We start from the raw sequence: 16,033 nt of genomic DNA, 5'->3' as shown, positions 1-16,033 counted from the left end.
TCTGGTGTTCCAGCGCATCACACAGGCGATCAAGGGCGTGGCGTTGCTCGACTTCGCGGGCGCCTTCGGCCTGGGCATGAAGTACATGCTCGCGCCCAAGAAGACCGTGATCTATCCGAACGAGCGCGGCCCGCAATCGCCCCGTTTCCGCGGCGAGCACGCCCTGCGTCGCTATCCGTCGGGCGAGGAACGCTGCATCGCCTGCAAGCTGTGCGAGGCCATCTGCCCGGCCCAGGCCATCACCATCGAGGCCGAGCCGCGCGACGACGGCAGCCGCCGCACGACCCGCTACGACATCGACATGGTCAAGTGCATCTACTGCGGCCTGTGCCAGGAGGCCTGCCCGGTGGACGCCATCGTCGAGGGCCCGAACCTGGAGTTCGCCGTCGAGACGCGCGAAGAGCTTTACTACGACAAGGAAAAGCTGCTCGACAACGGCGACCGTTGGGAGCGGCTGATCGCGAAGAATCTGGAGTTGGACGCGCCCTACCGCTAAAGGACGGGGCGCGATTCCGAGGGTTAGGCGACCGGTCCTCCGACCCGTCGTTGTTTTGTGGTTTTTGAGGGAGCACCTGGGCCGATGGCCTTGCCGGCGATAGCTTTCTATTTGCTCGCGGTAGCGACCGTGGTGGCGGGTCTTCTCGTCGTCTCGGCCAAGAACCCCGTGCACTCGGTGCTCTTCCTGATCACCGCCTTCTTCTCGGCCGCCGGCCTCTTCGTCCTGATGGGCGCGGAGTTCCTGGCGATGCTGCTGATCGTCGTCTATGTGGGCGCGGTCGCGGTGCTGTTCCTGTTCGTCGTGATGATGCTCGACGTCGACTTCGCCGAGCTGCGGCAGGGTTTTGCCCAATACCTGCCGATCGGCGGGCTGGTCGGCGGGATCCTGACGCTGGAGATGATCTTCGTCGCCGCGACGGTGGCCACGAACGGCGCGGCCGGCAAGAACGCCGCCCCGATGGCCTCGCCCGCCGGCGTGCCGAACACCGAGGCGATCGGCCGGGTGCTCTACACCGACTACATCTTCTTCTTCCAACTGGCGGGCCTGGTGCTGCTGGTCGCCATGATCGGCGCCATCGTCCTGACCCTGCGCCATAAGCCGGGCGTCAAGCGCCAGGACATCGGCAAGCAGATCGCCCGCACGCCAAAGACCGGAATGGAAATCGTGCAGATCAAGCCGGGCGAGGGGATCAGCGAATGATCGGCCTGTCTCACTATCTCGTCGTCGCCGCCATCCTGTTCACGATCGGCGTCTTCGGCATCTTCGTGAACCGCAAGAACATCATCGTCATCCTGATGTCGATCGAGCTGATCCTGCTGGCGGTGAACATCAACCTGGTGGCCTTCTCGGTCTATCTGCACGACGTGACGGGGCAGATCTTCGCCATGTTCGTGCTGACGGTCGCCGCGGCCGAAGCGGCCGTGGGCCTGGCGATCCTGGTGACGTTCTTCCGTAACCGCGGCGACATCGCCGTCGACGACGCCAGCGTGATGAAGGGCTGATCGCAGTGCAGACTCTCGTCACCATCCTCGTCCTTGCGCCGCTGCTCGCCGCGATCATCGCCGGCCTGTTCGGCCGCCGCATCGGCAACGTCGCCTCGCAGGCCGTCACCACGGGCGCGCTGATCCTCAGCTGCGCCCTGGGCTGGTACACCTTCAGCCAGTGGACCTGGGGCCACATGGAGGCCTTCACGGTCAACCTGCTGCCCTTCATCCACGTCGGGAACTTCGTCTCCAACTGGTCGGTCCGCATCGACGCCCTGTCGAGCGTGATGCTGATCGTGGTGACGACGGTCTCGGCCCTCGTGCACATCTATTCCTGGGGCTACATGGCCGAGGACGACAGCAAGCCGCGGTTCTTCGCGTACCTGTCGCTGTTCACGTTCGCCATGCTGGCCCTGGTCACCGCCGCCGACTTCATGCAGCTGTTCTTCGGCTGGGAAGGGGTGGGCCTGGCCTCGTACCTGCTGATCGGCTTCTGGTTCAAGAAGTCGACCGCCAGCGCCGCGGCGATCAAGGCCTTCGTCGTCAACCGGGTCGGGGACTTCGGTTTCGCGCTCGGCATCATGACGGTGTTCTGGGCCTACGGCACGATCAACTTCCACGACCTGTTCCAGATGATCGCCGCCAGCGCGCCGCGCACCTGGCAGTTCGCCGGCCACACCTTCCCGCTGGTCGACATCGCCTGCTTCCTGCTGTTCATCGGCGCCATGGGCAAGTCGGCGCAGTTCTTCCTGCACACCTGGCTGCCGGACGCCATGGAGGGCCCGACCCCGGTCTCGGCCCTGATCCACGCGGCGACCATGGTCACCGCCGGCGTCTACATGCTGTGCCTGCTGTCGCCGATGTTCGAATACGCGCCCGTCGCCAAGAACATCGTCACGGTGATCGGCGCGATCACGGCCCTGTTCGCGGCCACGGTCGGCCTGACCCAGAACGACATCAAGCGGGTCATCGCCTATTCGACCTGTTCGCAGCTGGGCTACATGTTCTTCGCGGCCGGCGTCGGCGCCTACCAGGCGGCGATGTTCCACCTGTTCACCCACGCCTTCTTCAAGGCGCTGCTGTTCCTGGGCGCCGGTTCGGTGATCCACGGCATGCACCATGAGCAGGACATGCGGAAATACGGCGCCCTGGCCAAGCTGCTGCCCGTGACCTTCATCGCCATGACCATCGGTACGATCGCCATCACGGGCCTGGGCTTCCCGCCGCTGCACCTGGGCTTCGCCGGCTTCTACTCGAAGGACACCATCATCGAGGCCGCCTACGCCGCGGGCACGCACAACGGCGTGGCCATGTTCGCGTGGGTGATCGGCGTGCTGGTGGCCGGCCTGACCTCGTTCTACTCCTGGCGCCTGGCGTTCTTCACCTTCAACGGCACGGCCCGCTGGGGTCATGACGATCATCACGCCGCCGATCACGGGCATGACGCGCACGCCGCCCATGGTCATGACGACCACGCCCACGCCGAAACCCATGACGAGCCGCTTCCGGACGATGCTCATGGCGCCCATGGGCACGACGACCACGGTCACGGCCATGACCACAAGCCGCACGAGAGCCCGTGGGTGATGCTGTTCCCGCTGATCGTGCTGTCGATCGGCGCGGTCTTCGCCGGCTTCGTGTTCACCGACTTCTTCGTCGGCCATCACCAGCAGGAATTCTGGCGCGGCGCGATCTACAACGCCCCGACCAACCACGTGCTGCACGAGGCCCACGAGGTCCCCGAGCTGGTGAAGTGGAGCCCGCTGGTCGCCTCGATCCTGGGCCTGGCGATCGCCGTCTGGGTCTATCTGATCAAGGGCAATGAGCGCCTGGGCGCCGCCCTGGCGGCCCGCAACGGCCCGCTCTACGTGTTCTTCTACAACAAGTGGTTCTTCGACGAGCTGTACCAGGCGACCTTCGTGCGCGCGGCCAAGTTCCTCGGCGACCTGTTCTGGAAGGGCGGCGACCAGAAGCTGATCGACGGCCTCGGCCCCGACGGCGTCAGCGCCGTCAGCTACGAAGTCGGCCGCCGGACCGGCAAGCTGCAGTCCGGCTATCTTTACCACTACGCCTTCGTCATGCTGCTCGGCGTCGCCGGCCTGCTGACGTTCGCCCTTTACGCATTCCGTTGAGGACGGATCGATGACCGGCCTGCTTAGCCTCACCACCTTCGCCCCGCTCGTCGGCGTGGTCCTGCTGCTGGGCGCGCGCGCCTTGCACGGCGACAACGCCAAGACGGACACCCTGGCCAAGTGGATCGCCCTGGCGACCACCCTGGTCACCTTCGCCCTGTCGGTCGTGCTGGTCGCCCAGTTCGACGCCAAGAACCCGGGCTTCCAGTTCGTTGAAGACCTCAACTGGTTCGCGGGCCTGCACTACCGGATGGGCGTGGACGGGATCTCGATCCTGTTCGTGCTGCTGACCACCTTCCTGCTGCCGATCTGCATCATCGCCGGCTGGAAGTCGGTCGACAAACGCGTGGTCGAATACCTGATCTGCTTCCTGGTCCTCGAGACCCTGGTGGTCGGCGTGTTCTGCGCCCTGGACCTGATCCTATTCTACCTCTTCTTTGAGGGCGGCCTGGTCCCGATGTTCCTGATCATCGGCATCTGGGGCGGCAAGCGCCGGGTCTACGCGGCCTACAAGTTCTTCCTCTACACCCTGCTCGGCTCGGTGCTGATGCTGGCGGCCATCCTGTCGATGATCGCCATCGCCCACACCTCGTCGATCCCGGCGCTGATGGTCTTCAAGTTCGCCCCGTGGCTGCAGACCTGGCTGTGGCTGGCCTTCTTCGCCAGCTTCGCGGTCAAGATGCCGATGTGGCCGGTCCACACCTGGCTGCCCGACGCCCACGTCGAGGCGCCGACGGCCGGTTCGGTGATCCTGGCGGGCATCCTGCTGAAGATGGGCGGCTATGGCTTCCTGCGCTTCAGCCTGCCGATGTTCCCCAACGCCTCGGAGCTGTTCCAGCCCCTGGTGTTCGCGATGTCGGCCATCGCCATCGTCTACACCTCGCTGGTCGCCTTCCGTCAGACCGACATCAAGAAGCTGATCGCCTATTCGTCGGTGGCCCACATGGGCTTCGTGACCATGGGCATCTTCTCCGGCAACGCCCAGGGCGAGCAGGGCGCGATCTTCCAGATGCTGAGCCACGGCCTGATCTCGGGCGCGCTCTTCCTCTGCGTCGGCGTGGTCTATGACCGCATGCACACCCGCGAGATCGCCTTCTATGGCGGCCTCACCAACCGCATGCCCTGGTATGCCGCGGTGTTCATGCTGTTCACCATGGGCAATGTCGGCCTGCCGGGCACATCGGGCTTCGTCGGCGAGATCCTGACCATGACCGGGACCTACAAGGCCTCGACCTGGACGGCGCTGGTGGCCACCACGGGCGTGATCCTGTCGGCCGTCTATGCGCTGAACCTGTACCGCCGCGTGATGTTCGGCGAGATCGTCAATCCCGAGCTCAAGACCATCACCGACCTGGACGCCCGTGAAATCCTGATCTTCGCCCCGCTGATCATCGGCACCCTGGTGCTCGGCGTTTATCCCAATCTCATCTTCAACCTGACCGCGTCGTCCGTCGACGGGCTCGTCGGCGCCTGGCGCGCCGCCGTGGGCGGGTGAGGGACCCCATGACGTTCGCCGCCAACTTCTCCCTCGTTCTTCCCGAAGTCATCCTCGGGGCCTCGGCCCTGGTGTTGCTGGTCTGGGGCGCGTTCCACGGCAAGGTCACCCCGCTGTTCACCGGCGCGGCCGTCCTGGCCCTGCTGGGCGCGGCCGCGGCCGCCGTGGTCGGGCCGCACGGCCACGCCTTCAACGGCGTCTACGCCGCCGACGCCGCCGCCACCTACGCCAAGGTCGCGATCTACGGCTTCAGCGCCCTGGCCATCGTGCTGGGCGACCGCTGGCTGGCCGTCCGCGGCGACCAGAAGTTCGAATACGCCGTGCTGGTGATCCTGTCGGCGCTGGGCATGGGCGTCACCGCCTCGGCCGGCGACCTGATCAGCCTCTATGTCGGCGTCGAGCTGCAGTCCCTGGCGCTGTACGTGCTGGCCGCCTTCCGCCGCGACGACGCCAAGTCGTCGGAAGCGGGCTTGAAGTACTTCGTGCTGGGCGCGCTGTCGTCGGGCCTGCTGCTGTACGGCGCCTCGCTGATCTACGGCTTCGCCGGCTCGACCCGCTTCGAGGACATCGCCGCCGTGGCCCACGGGACGCACGGCATGGGCCTGCTGTTCGGCCTGGTGTTCCTGCTGTGCGGCCTGGCGTTCAAGGTCTCGGCCGCGCCGTTCCACATGTGGACGCCCGACGTCTACGAAGGCGCCCCGACCCCGGTCGTCGGCTTCTTCGCCGCCGCGCCCAAGCTGGCCGCGATGATGATGTTCGCCCGCGTGCTGGGCGACGCCTTCCCGGACTCGGTGGCCCAGTGGCGCCAGATCCTGGTGATCACCGCCCTGGCCTCGGTCTTCGTCGGCGCCTTCGCCGGCCTGGCCCAGAACAACCTCAAGCGCCTGTGGGCCTACAGCTCGATCGCCAATGTCGGCTACGCCCTGCTGGGCGTGGCGACCGGCGGCGAGACCGGCCTGCATTCGATGCTGCTGTTCATGACCCTGTACATGGTCGACGTCACCGGCTTCTTTGCTTGTCTTCAAGCCTTGTCGCGCGACGGCAAGCCGATGGAGACCATCGAGGACATGGCGGGGCTGGTGAAGCACCGTCCGGGCGTCGCCGTGGCCATGACGGCGTTCTCGCTGTCGGCCCTGGGCATGCCGCCGTTCTCGGGCTTCTGGGCCAAGTTCTATGTCTTCGGCGCGGCCATGGGCTCGGGCGACGTGCTGCTGCAATGGGCGGCGGTGCTGGGCCTGGTCGGCAGCGTGGTCGCGGCGTTCTACTATCTGCGCCTGATCAAGACGATGTGGTTCGACGCCGCCGAAGGCGCGGTCGACAAGCCCCAACCGATCGCCCGCGCGGTCGGCTTCGTGGCCGCGGCCTTCTCGTTCCCGGTCGTGCTGGTCGCCCTGATCTGGCTCGATCCCGCAGCCAGGGCCGCCGCGGCGGCCTTTGGCCACGCGTGACGTGACGGGCCCGACCTCGACCTTCGAAGTCCCGCCCGTCGTCGTCCTGGACGAGATCGACTCGACCAACGCCGAGGCCCGTCGTCGCGCGGAAGCGGGCGAGGCGGGCCCGGTCTGGATCGTCGGCCTGCGCCAGACCGCCGGGCGGGGCCGGCGTGGTCGCGCCTGGGAGACCGGGGCCGGCAACCTGGCCGCCACCCTGCTGTTCACGACCGAAAAGCCGCCGGGCGAGGCCGCCCAGGTGACGTTCGTCGCCGCCCTCGCCGTGGCGGACCTGCTGGGCGCCTATGTGTCGCCCGGTCTCGTCAGTCTGAAATGGCCGAACGATCCGCTGCTGGGCGGACTGAAGGTCAGCGGCGTGCTGGTGGAGTCCGGGACCCGGCCGGCCGGCGGCCTGTGGATCGCCGTCGGCGTCGGGGTGAACCTGGCCCGCAAGCCGATCGACAGCGAACGCCCGGCCACGGCCCTGACCACCTATCTGGTCACGCCGCCGACGCCCGTGGAGGCGATCGAGGTGCTGGCGGGCGCCTTCGCCCGCTGGGAAGACGTCTGGCTGCGGCTGGGCTTCCCCGCGATCGCCGACGCCTGGACGGCCCGCGCCCACGGCCTGGGTCAAACCTGCGTCGCTCGCCTCGGTGCGGAGACCCTCGAGGGGATCGCCGAAGGCCTGGACGGCGACGGCGCGCTGCGTCTTCGTCTGGCCGACGGCCATTTGCGGCGGGTGACCGCCGGCGACGTCTTCTTCGGAGAGGCCTCCTGATGCTGCTGGCCATCGAACAGGGCAACACCAACACCATGTTCGCCATCCACGATGGCGAAACGTGGATCGCCCAGTGGCGCGCGGCCACCGAGAGCACGCGCACGGCCGACGAATACGTGGTCTGGCTGTCGCAGCTGCTGTCGATGCAGGGCCTGGGCTTCCGGGCCATCGACTCGGTGATCATCTCCAGCGTCGTGCCGCAGTCGATCTTCAACCTGCGCAACCTGTCGCGCCGCTATTTCGGCGTCGAGCCGCTGGTGATCGGCGAGAACGCCAAGCTGGGCGTCGAGGTGCGGATCGACAAGCCGTCCGAGGCCGGGGCCGACCGCCTGGTCAACGCCGTGGGCGCGCACATGGTCTATCCGGGTCCGTTGATCGTCATCGACAGCGGCACGGCCACCACCTTCGACATCGTCGGCGCGGACGGGGCGTTCGAGGGCGGCATCATCGCGCCCGGCATCAACCTGTCCATGCAGGCCCTGCACGAGGCCGCCGCCAAGCTGCCGCGCATCGCCATCCAGCGTCCGGCCGGCAACCGCGTCGTCGGGACCGACACCGTCAGCGCCATGCAGTCGGGCGTGTTCTGGGGCTATATCTCGCTGATCGAGGGCCTAGTGGCCCGCATCAAGGCCGAACGGGCCGAACCCATGACCGTGGTCGCCACCGGCGGCGTCGCCTCGCTGTTCGAAGGCGCCACCGACAGCATCGACCACTTCGATTCAGATCTGACCATCCGTGGTCTCCTCGAAATTCATCGCCGTAACACCCATCTAGAGACGTAATGACCAAATATACCGACAAGCCTTCCCCCAAGGACGAACTCGTCTTCCTGCCGCTGGGCGGGTCGAACGAGATCGGCATGAACTTCAATCTGTACGGCTACGGCCCGGCGGACGACCGCAAGTGGATCGTCGTCGACCTGGGCGTGACCTTCGGCGACCAGACGACGCCCGGCGTCGAGATCATCCTGCCCGACCCCGAATTCATCGAGGCCTATGCCGACGACATCATCGGCATCGTCCTGACCCACGCCCACGAAGACCACCTGGGCGCCGTGCACTGGCTGTGGCCGCGCCTGAAGGCGCCGGTCTACGCCACGCCCTTCACCGCCTTCCTGCTGCGCGAGAAGCTGCGCGACGCGCGTCTGTTGGACGAGGTGCCGATCACCGAGATCCCGCTGAGCGGCAGCTTCGATCTGGGTCCGTTCCACCTTGAGATGGTCACGCTGACCCACTCGATCCCGGAGCCGAACGGCCTGGCGATCAAGACGCCGCTGGGCACGATCCTGCACACCGGCGACTGGAAGATCGACCCCGATCCCCAGCTGGGCGGCCCCACGGACATCGAGGCCATCAAGCGCCTCGGCGACGAGGGCGTGCTGGCCATGGTCTGCGACAGCACCAACGTCTTCGTCGATGGCGAGGCCGGTTCCGAAGCCGACGTCCGCGTGGCGATGAACCGGCTGATCAAGGGCCTGACCGGCAAGATCGCCGTGGCCTGCTTCGCCTCGAACGTGGCCCGGATGGACACGGTGATCCGCGCCGCCCAGGCCGCCGGCCGCAAGGTCTGCCTGGCCGGACGCTCGATGCACCGGATGGCCGCCGCCGCCCGTCACGTGGGCCTGCTGGAGGGCCTGGAGCCCTTCATCACCGACGACCAGGCCAAGTACCTGCCCGAGAATGAGGTTCTGTTCCTGTGCACCGGCAGCCAGGGCGAGGCCCGCGCGGCCCTGGCCCGGATCGCCGAAGGCACCCACCCGCACGTCAAGCTCTCGCAGGGCGACCACGTGATCTTTTCCTCGCGGGTCATTCCGGGCAACGAGATTCCGATCCGCAACCTGCAGAACAAGCTGGCCGACCGCGGCGTGCGCCTGCACACCGAGCGCGACACCCCCGGCATCCATGTCAGCGGCCACCCGTGCCGCGACGAGCTCAAGCAGATGTACCAGTGGGCCCGGCCGACCATCGCCGTGCCGACCCATGGCGAGCGCCGCCACCTGATCGAGCACGCCGCCTTCGCCAAGGACCTGCAGGTGCCGCACGCGGTCAGCCCGCGCAACGGCGACATGGTGCTGCTGGCCCCCGGCCATCCCCAGATCATCGACGAGGTCCCGTCGGGCCGCCTCTATGTCGACGGCGGGGTGGTGACGCCCGAGAACGGCGAGGCCCTGCGCGAGCGGCGCCACGCGGCGTTCAACGGAATGCTGGCCGTTTCCGTCGTGCTGGACGGCCGCAACAAGATCGTCTCGGGCCCGCAGGTCCGCGGCCTGGGTCTGGCGGGCGACGCCGAATATCCGCTGGACGACGCCCTGGACGACCTGGCGGAGGAGGCCGAGACCGCCTTCAAGCGCCTGAGCGGCGACCAGTGCGAGATCGACGAGGCGATCGAGAGCGCCCTGTCCAAGGCCGTGAAGAAGGCCGCCTTCCGCATCTGGGAACGCAAGCCCGTGGTCGAGACCACGGTCCTGCGGATCTGACCGCACGATGGACGAGACCAGCCCGCCCGCCGAGGCGACGCGGCCGATCGCTCCCGAGCCCGAGCCCGAGCCCCGCTGGCGCCAGACCCTGCGTCTGATGACCGGTGAGGCCTGGGCGCTGGGCGCGCTCACGGCGGTCCTGTGGATCGTGTCCGGTGTCCAGCTGCTGGGCAAGACGCAGGGCTGGGACGAGACCATGCTCGCCCTGGGCAGCCTCTACCCGCCGTACTTCCGGCAAGGGTTCTGGTGGACACCGCTGACGCACATCTTCCTGCATGGCGGGCTGCTGCACATCGTGATGAACACCAGCGCCCTGGTCAGCCTGGGGCCGGCGATCGCCGTGCGCCTGGGGCGGGACCTGAAGGGCGCTCTGCTGTTCTGGACCTTCTTCCTGATCTGCGGCCTGGCGGGCGGGCTGCTGTTTCTTGTCCTGCACTGGAACGGCGAGATCTCGGCTGTCGGGGCCTCGGGCGCGATCTGCGGCCTGTGGGGCGCGGTGGCCCGGTTGACGCCGGACGGGGGCCTGACACCGATCCTCTCCAGCCAGGTCGGCAAACAGACCTGGTCGTTCATCGTCATGAACCTGGTGCTGGTCGCCATCGGTTTCGGCCTTGGCATGGCGTCGGGGGAGGGCGGGCTGATGATCGCCTGGGAATGCCATGTCGGCGGCTTCATCGCCGGGCTGTTCCTGGTCGAGATGTTTCCCGCACGATATTGGTGGCTCCGCCAGCCGGCCTGAACGGATTGATCGCGAGGGCGAAGCGTCCCGCCGCTGAAACGCCTCGCCGCGGATCCATGAAGTCGTCTATATCCTCGGAAAACACCGAGCGGCGCGCTCGCGCCTCCACTCCCGCAGGACACGGAACGGATGATCGGCAAGCTCAACCACGTCGGCGTCGCGACCCCCTCCATCGACGAGTCGCTGAAGATGTACCGCGACCTGCTGGGCGCGACCTCGCACACCGACAAGTGGGCCATGCCCGAGCAGGGCGTCTGGGTCTGTTTCGTCAACCTGCCCAACAGCCAGATCGAGCTGATCGAACCCTATGGCGAGGCCTCGCCGATCCATGGCTTCCTGGCCAAGAACCCCAAGGGCGGCCAGCACCACATCTGCTTCGAGGTCGAGAACATCTATCAAGCTCGCGACAGCCTGGTCGCCAAGGGCGCCACCGTGCTGGGCGAGCCTCGGATCGGCGCCCATGGTACGCTGATCATCTTCGTTCACCCGAAAGACATGGGCGGCATGCTGGTCGAGCTCATGGAAACCCCCAAGGACGCTCACTGATGGGTCCCGTCACCTGCATCGCCGTCTATCTGACCATCTGGTGGACCACGCTGTTCGCCGTGCTGCCGCTGGGCAACCGCACCTTCAAGGAGATGGGGATCGAGCCGCCGCCCGGCGCGGATCCGGGGGCGCCGGTCAATCCGAACCTGAAGCGCAAGTTCTTCACCACCACCTGGGTCTCGGCCCTGGTGATGGCCGGACTGCTGCTGACCATCCATTTCCATCTGATCGACCTGCCGGCGCTGCCGGCCACCTATTAATCCCAGGAATGGCGCCCAAGCCTTGGGCGCAGAGCGATGGATTTGCCGGCGTTCGCCCATTTCGTGGGCGAAGTTCTCCAAGTGGTCAGGCCAAACGCAATCGGGCGCCCCGAACAACTGTTCGGGGGTTAGTCTCAGACTCACGAGGCCGGCTTTTCCGACCTTGCTCTGTGGCGTCTTCCCCGACGATGACTTGAAGGGCCGCGCGAACACCGCGCGGCCCTCTTTTCGTTTCTGGACGCCTGGGAGCCATCTTTTCGCCGCGCGCGTTGCCAAGCTGAGGCCCAAGCGGCTATCTCAACGCCTTGAATCCCCCGGAGACGTCTCGTCCATGCGCCTGTCGCGCTATTTCCTGCCCGTTCTGAAAGAAGCTCCCTCGGACGCCCAGATCGTCTCGCACCAGCTGATGCTGCGCGCGGGCATGATCCGCCAGGAGGCGGCGGGCATCTACGCCTGGCTGCCGCTGGGCCTGAAGGTGCTCAACAAGGTCGAGCAGATCGTCCGCGAGGAGATGGACCGGGCCGGGGCCATCGAGCTGTTGATGCCCACCCTGCAACTGGCCGACCTGTGGCGCGAGTCGGGTCGCTACGACGCCTATGGCCCGGAGATGCTGCGCATCGTCGACCGCCACGAGCGCGAGCTGCTGTACGGACCCACCAACGAGGAAATGATCACCGAGATCTTCCGGGCCTATGTGAAGAGCTACAAGGACGTTCCCAAGAACCTCTACCACGTGCAGTGGAAGTTCCGCGACGAGCGCCGCCCGCGCTTTGGCGTGATGCGCGGCCGCGAGTTCCTGATGAAGGACGCCTACAGCTTCGACCTCGACGCCGAGGGCGCGCGCAAGGCCTATAACCGCATGTTCGTGGCCTATCTGAACCTGTTCTCGCGCATGGGCCTGAAGGCCGTGCCGATGCGCGCCGACACCGGCCCGATCGGCGGCGACCTTTCCCACGAATTCATCGTCCTGGCCGACACCGGCGAAAGCGCCGTCTTCTGCCACAAGGACCTGGTCGAGATGGCCGCGCCCGGCCCGGACGTCGACTGGTACGGCGACCTGCAGCCGCTGGTGAACCAGCGCACGGCGCTGTACGCCGCCACCGAGGAAATGCACGACGAGGCGGCCTTCGACGCCATCCCCGAGGGCGACCGCCTGTCGGCGCGCGGCATCGAGGTGGGCCATATCTTCTCGTTCGGCGCCAAGTATTCCGAGCCGATGAAGGCCCTGGTCACCGGGCCGGACGGCAAGGACGTGCCGGTGCAGATGGGCAGCTACGGCGTCGGCGTCTCGCGCCTGCTGGGCGCGATCATCGAGGCCAGCCACGACGAGGGCGGCATCATCTGGCCCGAGTCGGTCGCCCCGTTCGGCGTGGGGATCATCAACATGCGCCAGGGCGACGCCGGCTGCGACGAAGCCTGCGAGACCGCCTACCAGGCGCTGAAGGCCGCCGGCCGCGACCCGCTCTATGACGACACCGACGCCCGCGGCGGCGCCAAGTTCGCGACCATGGACCTGATCGGCGTGCCCTGGCAGCTGATCGTCGGTCCCAAGGGGATCGCCGAGGGCGTGGTCGAACTGAAGAACCGCAAGACCGGCGAGCGCCACAGCGCCTCGCTCGACGCGATCCTGGCCCAACTCAGCGCCAAGGCCGCCTGATGGCCCTCGGCGCGGGTCCGTTCGGAACCTGGGAGCGCACCGTCGCCTGGCGGTACCTGCGCAACAAGCGCAAGAACGGCGGCGCGGCGGTGATCACCATCATCTCGTTCTCGGCGGTGATGCTGGCGGTCTTCGTGTTGATCACGGTGATGAGCGTGATGAACGGCTTCCGCGCCGAGCTGCTGGGGCGGCTGCTGGGCTTCAACGGCCACGTCTACGCCCAGGGCCCGCTGCTGAACGGACCCGACCGCGACGGCGTCATCACCCGCATCAAGGCTGTGCGTGGCGTGACCCAGGCCGCGCCGATGGTCGAGGCCCAGGCGATGGTCATCGGCCCCAGCCAGGTGTCCGGCGCCATCGTGCGCGGGGTCACGCCGGCCGACCTGCGCGGCATGAAGATGATTGCGTCCAACATCAAGCGCGGATCCCTGGCCGGCTTCGGCGAGGGGGAGGACGGCGGCGACATCGTGCTGATCGGCGACCGCATGGCCCGCAACCTCGGCCTGTCGGTCGGCGACGCCATCACCCTGATCTCGCCCTCGGGTCCCGCCACGGCCTTCGGGACCTCGACCAGCGAGAAGGACTACACGGTCGGCGGGATCTTCAGCGTCGGCATGAGCCAGTTCGACGAGAGCTTCGTCTATATGGCGCTGCCCCAGGCCCAGCTGTTCTTCAACCGCGACACCTCGATCGACTATGTCGAGATCAAGATCGCCGATCCGGACAAGGCCAAGGCGGTCAAGCCGATCATCCAGCAGGCCAGTGGCCCGGGGGCCTTCGTCCAGGACTGGATGGACAAGAACGCCAGCTACTTCAACGCCCTGCAGGTCGAGCGCAAGGTGATGCGGCTGATCCTGTTCTCGGTCGTCGCTCTCGCCACGCTCAACATCATTTCGGCCCTGGTCATGCTGGTGAAGAACAAGAGCCGTGACATCGCCATTCTGCGGACCATGGGCGCCAGCCAGGGGGCGATCCTACGGATTTTCGTTATGGCCGGCGCCGTGATCGGCTTGGCCGGCACTTTGCTGGGCCTGCTGCTGGGCGTGCTGTTCTGCGCCAACATCACCGCCATCCAGAACTTCGTGGAATGGATGACGGGCACGGCGGTGTTCAGCGCCGACATCTACTTCCTGGCCCACATCCCGGCCAAGATCGACTGGACGGAGGTCGGGGTGATCGTCGCCATAACGACTCTCCTCAGCATATTGGCCGCCCTTCTGCCTGCCGTCTGGGCCTCGCGAATCGATCCGGTCGAGGCCCTTCGCTATGAGTAGCCCCGTCCTGGCCCTGCGCGGCGTCGAGCGCACCTATGTCACCGAGGCCGGCGCCCTGAACGTGCTGCGCGGCGTCGACCTGGACGTCTATCCGGGCGAGGTCGTGGGCCTGATCGGTCCGTCCGGTTCGGGCAAGTCGTCGCTGCTGCACGCGGCCGGCCTGCTGGAAAAGCCCAACGCCGGCCTGATCGCCCTGGACGGCCGCGACTGCTCCAAGCTGTCCGAGCGCCAGCGCACCAAGATGCGGCTGTCGACCGTCGGCTTCGTCTACCAGTTCCACCACCTGCTGCCCGAGTTCAGCGCGCTCGACAACGTGGCCATGCCGGCGATGATCGCGGGCAAGGGCCGGGGTGAGGCGCGCGAGGCGGCCCAGGTGATGCTCGAGCAACTGGGCCTGGCTCAGCGCATCGAGCACCAGCCGGGCCAGATGTCCGGCGGCGAGCAGCAGCGCGTGGCCATCGCCCGGGCGCTGGCCAACAGCCCGAAGCTGCTGCTGGCCGACGAACCGACCGGCAACCTCGACCCGGCCAATTCGGCGGCGGTGTTCCAGGCCCTGTACGATCAGGCCCGTAAAAGGGGCGTGGCGGCCCTGATCGCCACCCACAACATGGAGCTGGCCCGCTACATGGACCGGGTCTTCGCTCTGAAGGACGGCCACCTGGTGGCGCAGAGCTTCTAGAGCAGCGCGGCCCGCATGGCGGCGTAGAAGCCCGCCTGGTCGATCTTCCGGATCATCCGGGCGTTGGGCGGCCGGCGCTTCAGAGCCGGATCCGCCAGTTCGATGTCCGGCAGGATCGGGTGGGAGACGCTCAGATAGCCGCGCGTCAGCTCGCCGATCGTCTCGACATCGACCACGGCCATGTCGGACTCCAGGATCAGGGTCTCGTCCAGCGCCACGGCGCAGGTCAGGGCGTCCGGATGCAGGCTGCCGTCCAGGCCTTGGGTTTCCTGGGCGAAGGCCAGGGAGGTGCGGTTGACCTTCGTGAAGAACGCCGCGCGCGGCGTGCCCAGGGCCTCCAGCGCCGCCAGTTGGTCCACGGTCAGCAGGCCGTCCCGCAGCGTCTCGGTCCAGGTGACGATGCTCGTCGGAAAGCCGGCGTTGATCACGATCTTGGCCGCTTCCGGATCGACATAGAAATTGTACTCGGCCGCGGGGGTGACGTTGCCGACCCCGTTGTCGGTTCCGCCCATGATCCACAGGCGCTTGACCGCCTGGGCGATGCGCGGCTCGCGCAGATAGGCCAGGGCGATGTTGGTCAGGGCGGCCTGGGCGATCAGGGTGATCTCGCCGGGCGCGTCCATCACCCGCCGCACGATTTCGTCGGCCGCGTGGCCGGGGGAGGGGCGCTGGACGGTCTTCGCAAAGCCGCTGTCGCTCATGCCGTCGGCCCCGAACACATAGGCCGCGTCCAGCGGCGCGCGGGTGAACGGCCGCTGGGCGCCCAGATAGACCGGGATCTCGCCGCCGCGTTCGCAGGCTTCCAGGGTGGCCAGGGCGTTCTCGGCGTGCTGCTCGAAGCCGACATTGCCGTGGGCGATGGTGATGGCCTCGACGCTCACGTCCGGGCGGCGCAGGGCCAGCATCAGGGAGAACACGTCGTCCCCGGCGGTGTCGGTGTCGATGATCAGGCGCATGGGGCGATCTGCGCCGATCCGGGGCGCAAATCCACTGGAAAGGGGGGCTGCGGCCCAGGCGCGCGGCTACGCGACAAAAAAGCGCGCAATCGAACGAGGGTCTCTTGCGCGCGAGAACAAAAGTGGAAT

16 protein-coding genes are annotated in these 16,033 nt (G+C 67.2%); 15 read left to right on the top strand and 1 reads right to left on the bottom strand.

Annotated elements, in window-relative coordinates; all coding sequences use genetic code 11:
- The first annotated feature begins 4 nt into the window (after positions 1-4).
- From nuoI to G3M57_RS14400, 15 genes are all read left to right on the top strand, one after another.
- Positions 5-496: an NADH-quinone oxidoreductase subunit NuoI gene (gene nuoI, locus G3M57_RS14470; RefSeq protein WP_028037630.1), complete on the top strand. Its 492-nt coding sequence runs from the start codon at positions 5-7 to the stop codon at positions 494-496.
- A gap of 84 nt (positions 497-580) precedes the next feature.
- Positions 581-1,198: an NADH-quinone oxidoreductase subunit J gene (locus G3M57_RS14465; protein ID WP_056750048.1), complete on the top strand. Its 618-nt coding sequence runs from the start codon at positions 581-583 to the stop codon at positions 1,196-1,198.
- Positions 1,195-1,500, top strand: coding sequence for an NADH-quinone oxidoreductase subunit NuoK (gene nuoK / locus G3M57_RS14460; RefSeq protein ID WP_028037628.1), 306 nt, complete (start codon positions 1,195-1,197; stop codon positions 1,498-1,500). Before G3M57_RS14465 ends, nuoK begins: the two co-directional genes overlap by 4 nt.
- Positions 1,501-1,505: 5 nt before the next feature.
- Entirely contained in the window at positions 1,506-3,614 is a 2,109-nt protein-coding gene (gene nuoL, locus G3M57_RS14455; RefSeq protein ID WP_163231321.1) for an NADH-quinone oxidoreductase subunit L, read from the top strand.
- A 10-nt stretch (positions 3,615-3,624) separates the two neighbouring features.
- Positions 3,625-5,109, top strand: coding sequence for an NADH-quinone oxidoreductase subunit M (locus tag G3M57_RS14450; RefSeq protein ID WP_056750050.1), 1,485 nt, complete (start codon positions 3,625-3,627; stop codon positions 5,107-5,109).
- Between the two features lie 8 nt (positions 5,110-5,117).
- Positions 5,118-6,557, top strand: a complete 1,440-nt coding sequence (nuoN, locus tag G3M57_RS14445; protein ID WP_163231319.1) for an NADH-quinone oxidoreductase subunit NuoN — start codon at positions 5,118-5,120, stop codon at positions 6,555-6,557.
- A gap of 1 nt (position 6,558) precedes the next feature.
- The gene (locus tag G3M57_RS14440; RefSeq protein ID WP_056751475.1) at positions 6,559-7,317 is read left to right on the top strand and encodes a biotin--[acetyl-CoA-carboxylase] ligase; all 759 of its coding nucleotides are present in this window, start codon (positions 6,559-6,561) and stop codon (positions 7,315-7,317) included.
- Entirely contained in the window at positions 7,314-8,099 is a 786-nt protein-coding gene (locus G3M57_RS14435) for a type III pantothenate kinase (RefSeq protein WP_057184086.1), read from the top strand. The genes G3M57_RS14440 and G3M57_RS14435 overlap by 4 nt, the downstream gene beginning before the upstream one ends.
- Entirely contained in the window at positions 8,099-9,793 is a 1,695-nt protein-coding gene (locus tag G3M57_RS14430) for a ribonuclease J (protein ID WP_056750052.1), read from the top strand. The genes G3M57_RS14435 and G3M57_RS14430 overlap by 1 nt, the downstream gene beginning before the upstream one ends.
- 7 nt (positions 9,794-9,800) lie before the next feature.
- Positions 9,801-10,532: a rhomboid family intramembrane serine protease gene (locus G3M57_RS14425; protein WP_163231317.1), complete on the top strand. Its 732-nt coding sequence runs from the start codon at positions 9,801-9,803 to the stop codon at positions 10,530-10,532.
- 129 nt (positions 10,533-10,661) lie between these two features.
- Positions 10,662-11,078, top strand: coding sequence for a methylmalonyl-CoA epimerase (mce, locus tag G3M57_RS14420; RefSeq protein ID WP_056750058.1), 417 nt, complete (start codon positions 10,662-10,664; stop codon positions 11,076-11,078).
- Positions 11,078-11,338, top strand: coding sequence for a DUF1467 family protein (locus G3M57_RS14415; RefSeq protein WP_028037620.1), 261 nt, complete (start codon positions 11,078-11,080; stop codon positions 11,336-11,338). Before mce ends, G3M57_RS14415 begins: the two co-directional genes overlap by 1 nt.
- A 331-nt stretch (positions 11,339-11,669) precedes the next feature.
- Positions 11,670-12,995: a proline--tRNA ligase gene (gene proS, locus G3M57_RS14410; RefSeq protein WP_056750060.1), complete on the top strand. Its 1,326-nt coding sequence runs from the start codon at positions 11,670-11,672 to the stop codon at positions 12,993-12,995.
- Positions 12,995-14,269: a lipoprotein-releasing ABC transporter permease subunit gene (locus G3M57_RS14405; RefSeq protein ID WP_056750064.1), complete on the top strand. Its 1,275-nt coding sequence runs from the start codon at positions 12,995-12,997 to the stop codon at positions 14,267-14,269. Before proS ends, G3M57_RS14405 begins: the two co-directional genes overlap by 1 nt.
- Entirely contained in the window at positions 14,262-14,948 is a 687-nt protein-coding gene (locus G3M57_RS14400; protein WP_163231315.1) for an ABC transporter ATP-binding protein, read from the top strand. Before G3M57_RS14405 ends, G3M57_RS14400 begins: the two co-directional genes overlap by 8 nt.
- Here the strand turns inward: G3M57_RS14400 and G3M57_RS14395 are convergent.
- On the bottom strand, positions 14,945-15,904 hold the full coding sequence (locus tag G3M57_RS14395; protein ID WP_163231313.1) for a nucleoside hydrolase: 960 nt from the start codon (positions 15,902-15,904) through the stop codon (positions 14,945-14,947). The genes G3M57_RS14400 and G3M57_RS14395 overlap by 4 nt on opposite strands.
- Positions 15,905-16,033: the final 129 nt, after the last annotated feature.

The organism is Caulobacter rhizosphaerae (assembly GCF_010977555.1).
GTDB lineage: Bacteria > Pseudomonadota > Alphaproteobacteria > Caulobacterales > Caulobacteraceae > Caulobacter > Caulobacter rhizosphaerae.
Note: the sequence above shows the minus strand (reverse complement) of the source record. Positions and strands in the feature narration are given on the sequence as shown.

Excerpts from the sequence above, each read along its gene's own strand:
- G3M57_RS14450 (WP_056750050.1), top strand. The coding sequence starts at position 3,625 with ATGACCGGCCTGCTTAGCCTCACCACCTTCGCCCCGCTCGTCGGCGTG.
- G3M57_RS14425 (WP_163231317.1), top strand. The coding sequence starts at position 9,801 with ATGGACGAGACCAGCCCGCCCGCCGAGGCGACGCGGCCGATCGCTCCC.
- G3M57_RS14415 (WP_028037620.1), top strand. The coding sequence starts at position 11,078 with ATGGGTCCCGTCACCTGCATCGCCGTCTATCTGACCATCTGGTGGACC.
- G3M57_RS14430 (WP_056750052.1), top strand. The coding sequence starts at position 8,099 with ATGACCAAATATACCGACAAGCCTTCCCCCAAGGACGAACTCGTCTTC.
- G3M57_RS14400 (WP_163231315.1), top strand. The coding sequence starts at position 14,262 with ATGAGTAGCCCCGTCCTGGCCCTGCGCGGCGTCGAGCGCACCTATGTC.
- nuoN (WP_163231319.1), top strand. The coding sequence starts at position 5,118 with ATGACGTTCGCCGCCAACTTCTCCCTCGTTCTTCCCGAAGTCATCCTC.
- mce (WP_056750058.1), top strand. The coding sequence starts at position 10,662 with ATGATCGGCAAGCTCAACCACGTCGGCGTCGCGACCCCCTCCATCGAC.
- G3M57_RS14395 (WP_163231313.1), bottom strand. The coding sequence starts at position 15,904 with ATGCGCCTGATCATCGACACCGACACCGCCGGGGACGACGTGTTCTCC.
- G3M57_RS14405 (WP_056750064.1), top strand. The coding sequence starts at position 12,995 with ATGGCCCTCGGCGCGGGTCCGTTCGGAACCTGGGAGCGCACCGTCGCC.
- nuoK (WP_028037628.1), top strand. The coding sequence starts at position 1,195 with ATGATCGGCCTGTCTCACTATCTCGTCGTCGCCGCCATCCTGTTCACG.
- G3M57_RS14465 (WP_056750048.1), top strand. The coding sequence starts at position 581 with ATGGCCTTGCCGGCGATAGCTTTCTATTTGCTCGCGGTAGCGACCGTG.
- proS (WP_056750060.1), top strand. The coding sequence starts at position 11,670 with ATGCGCCTGTCGCGCTATTTCCTGCCCGTTCTGAAAGAAGCTCCCTCG.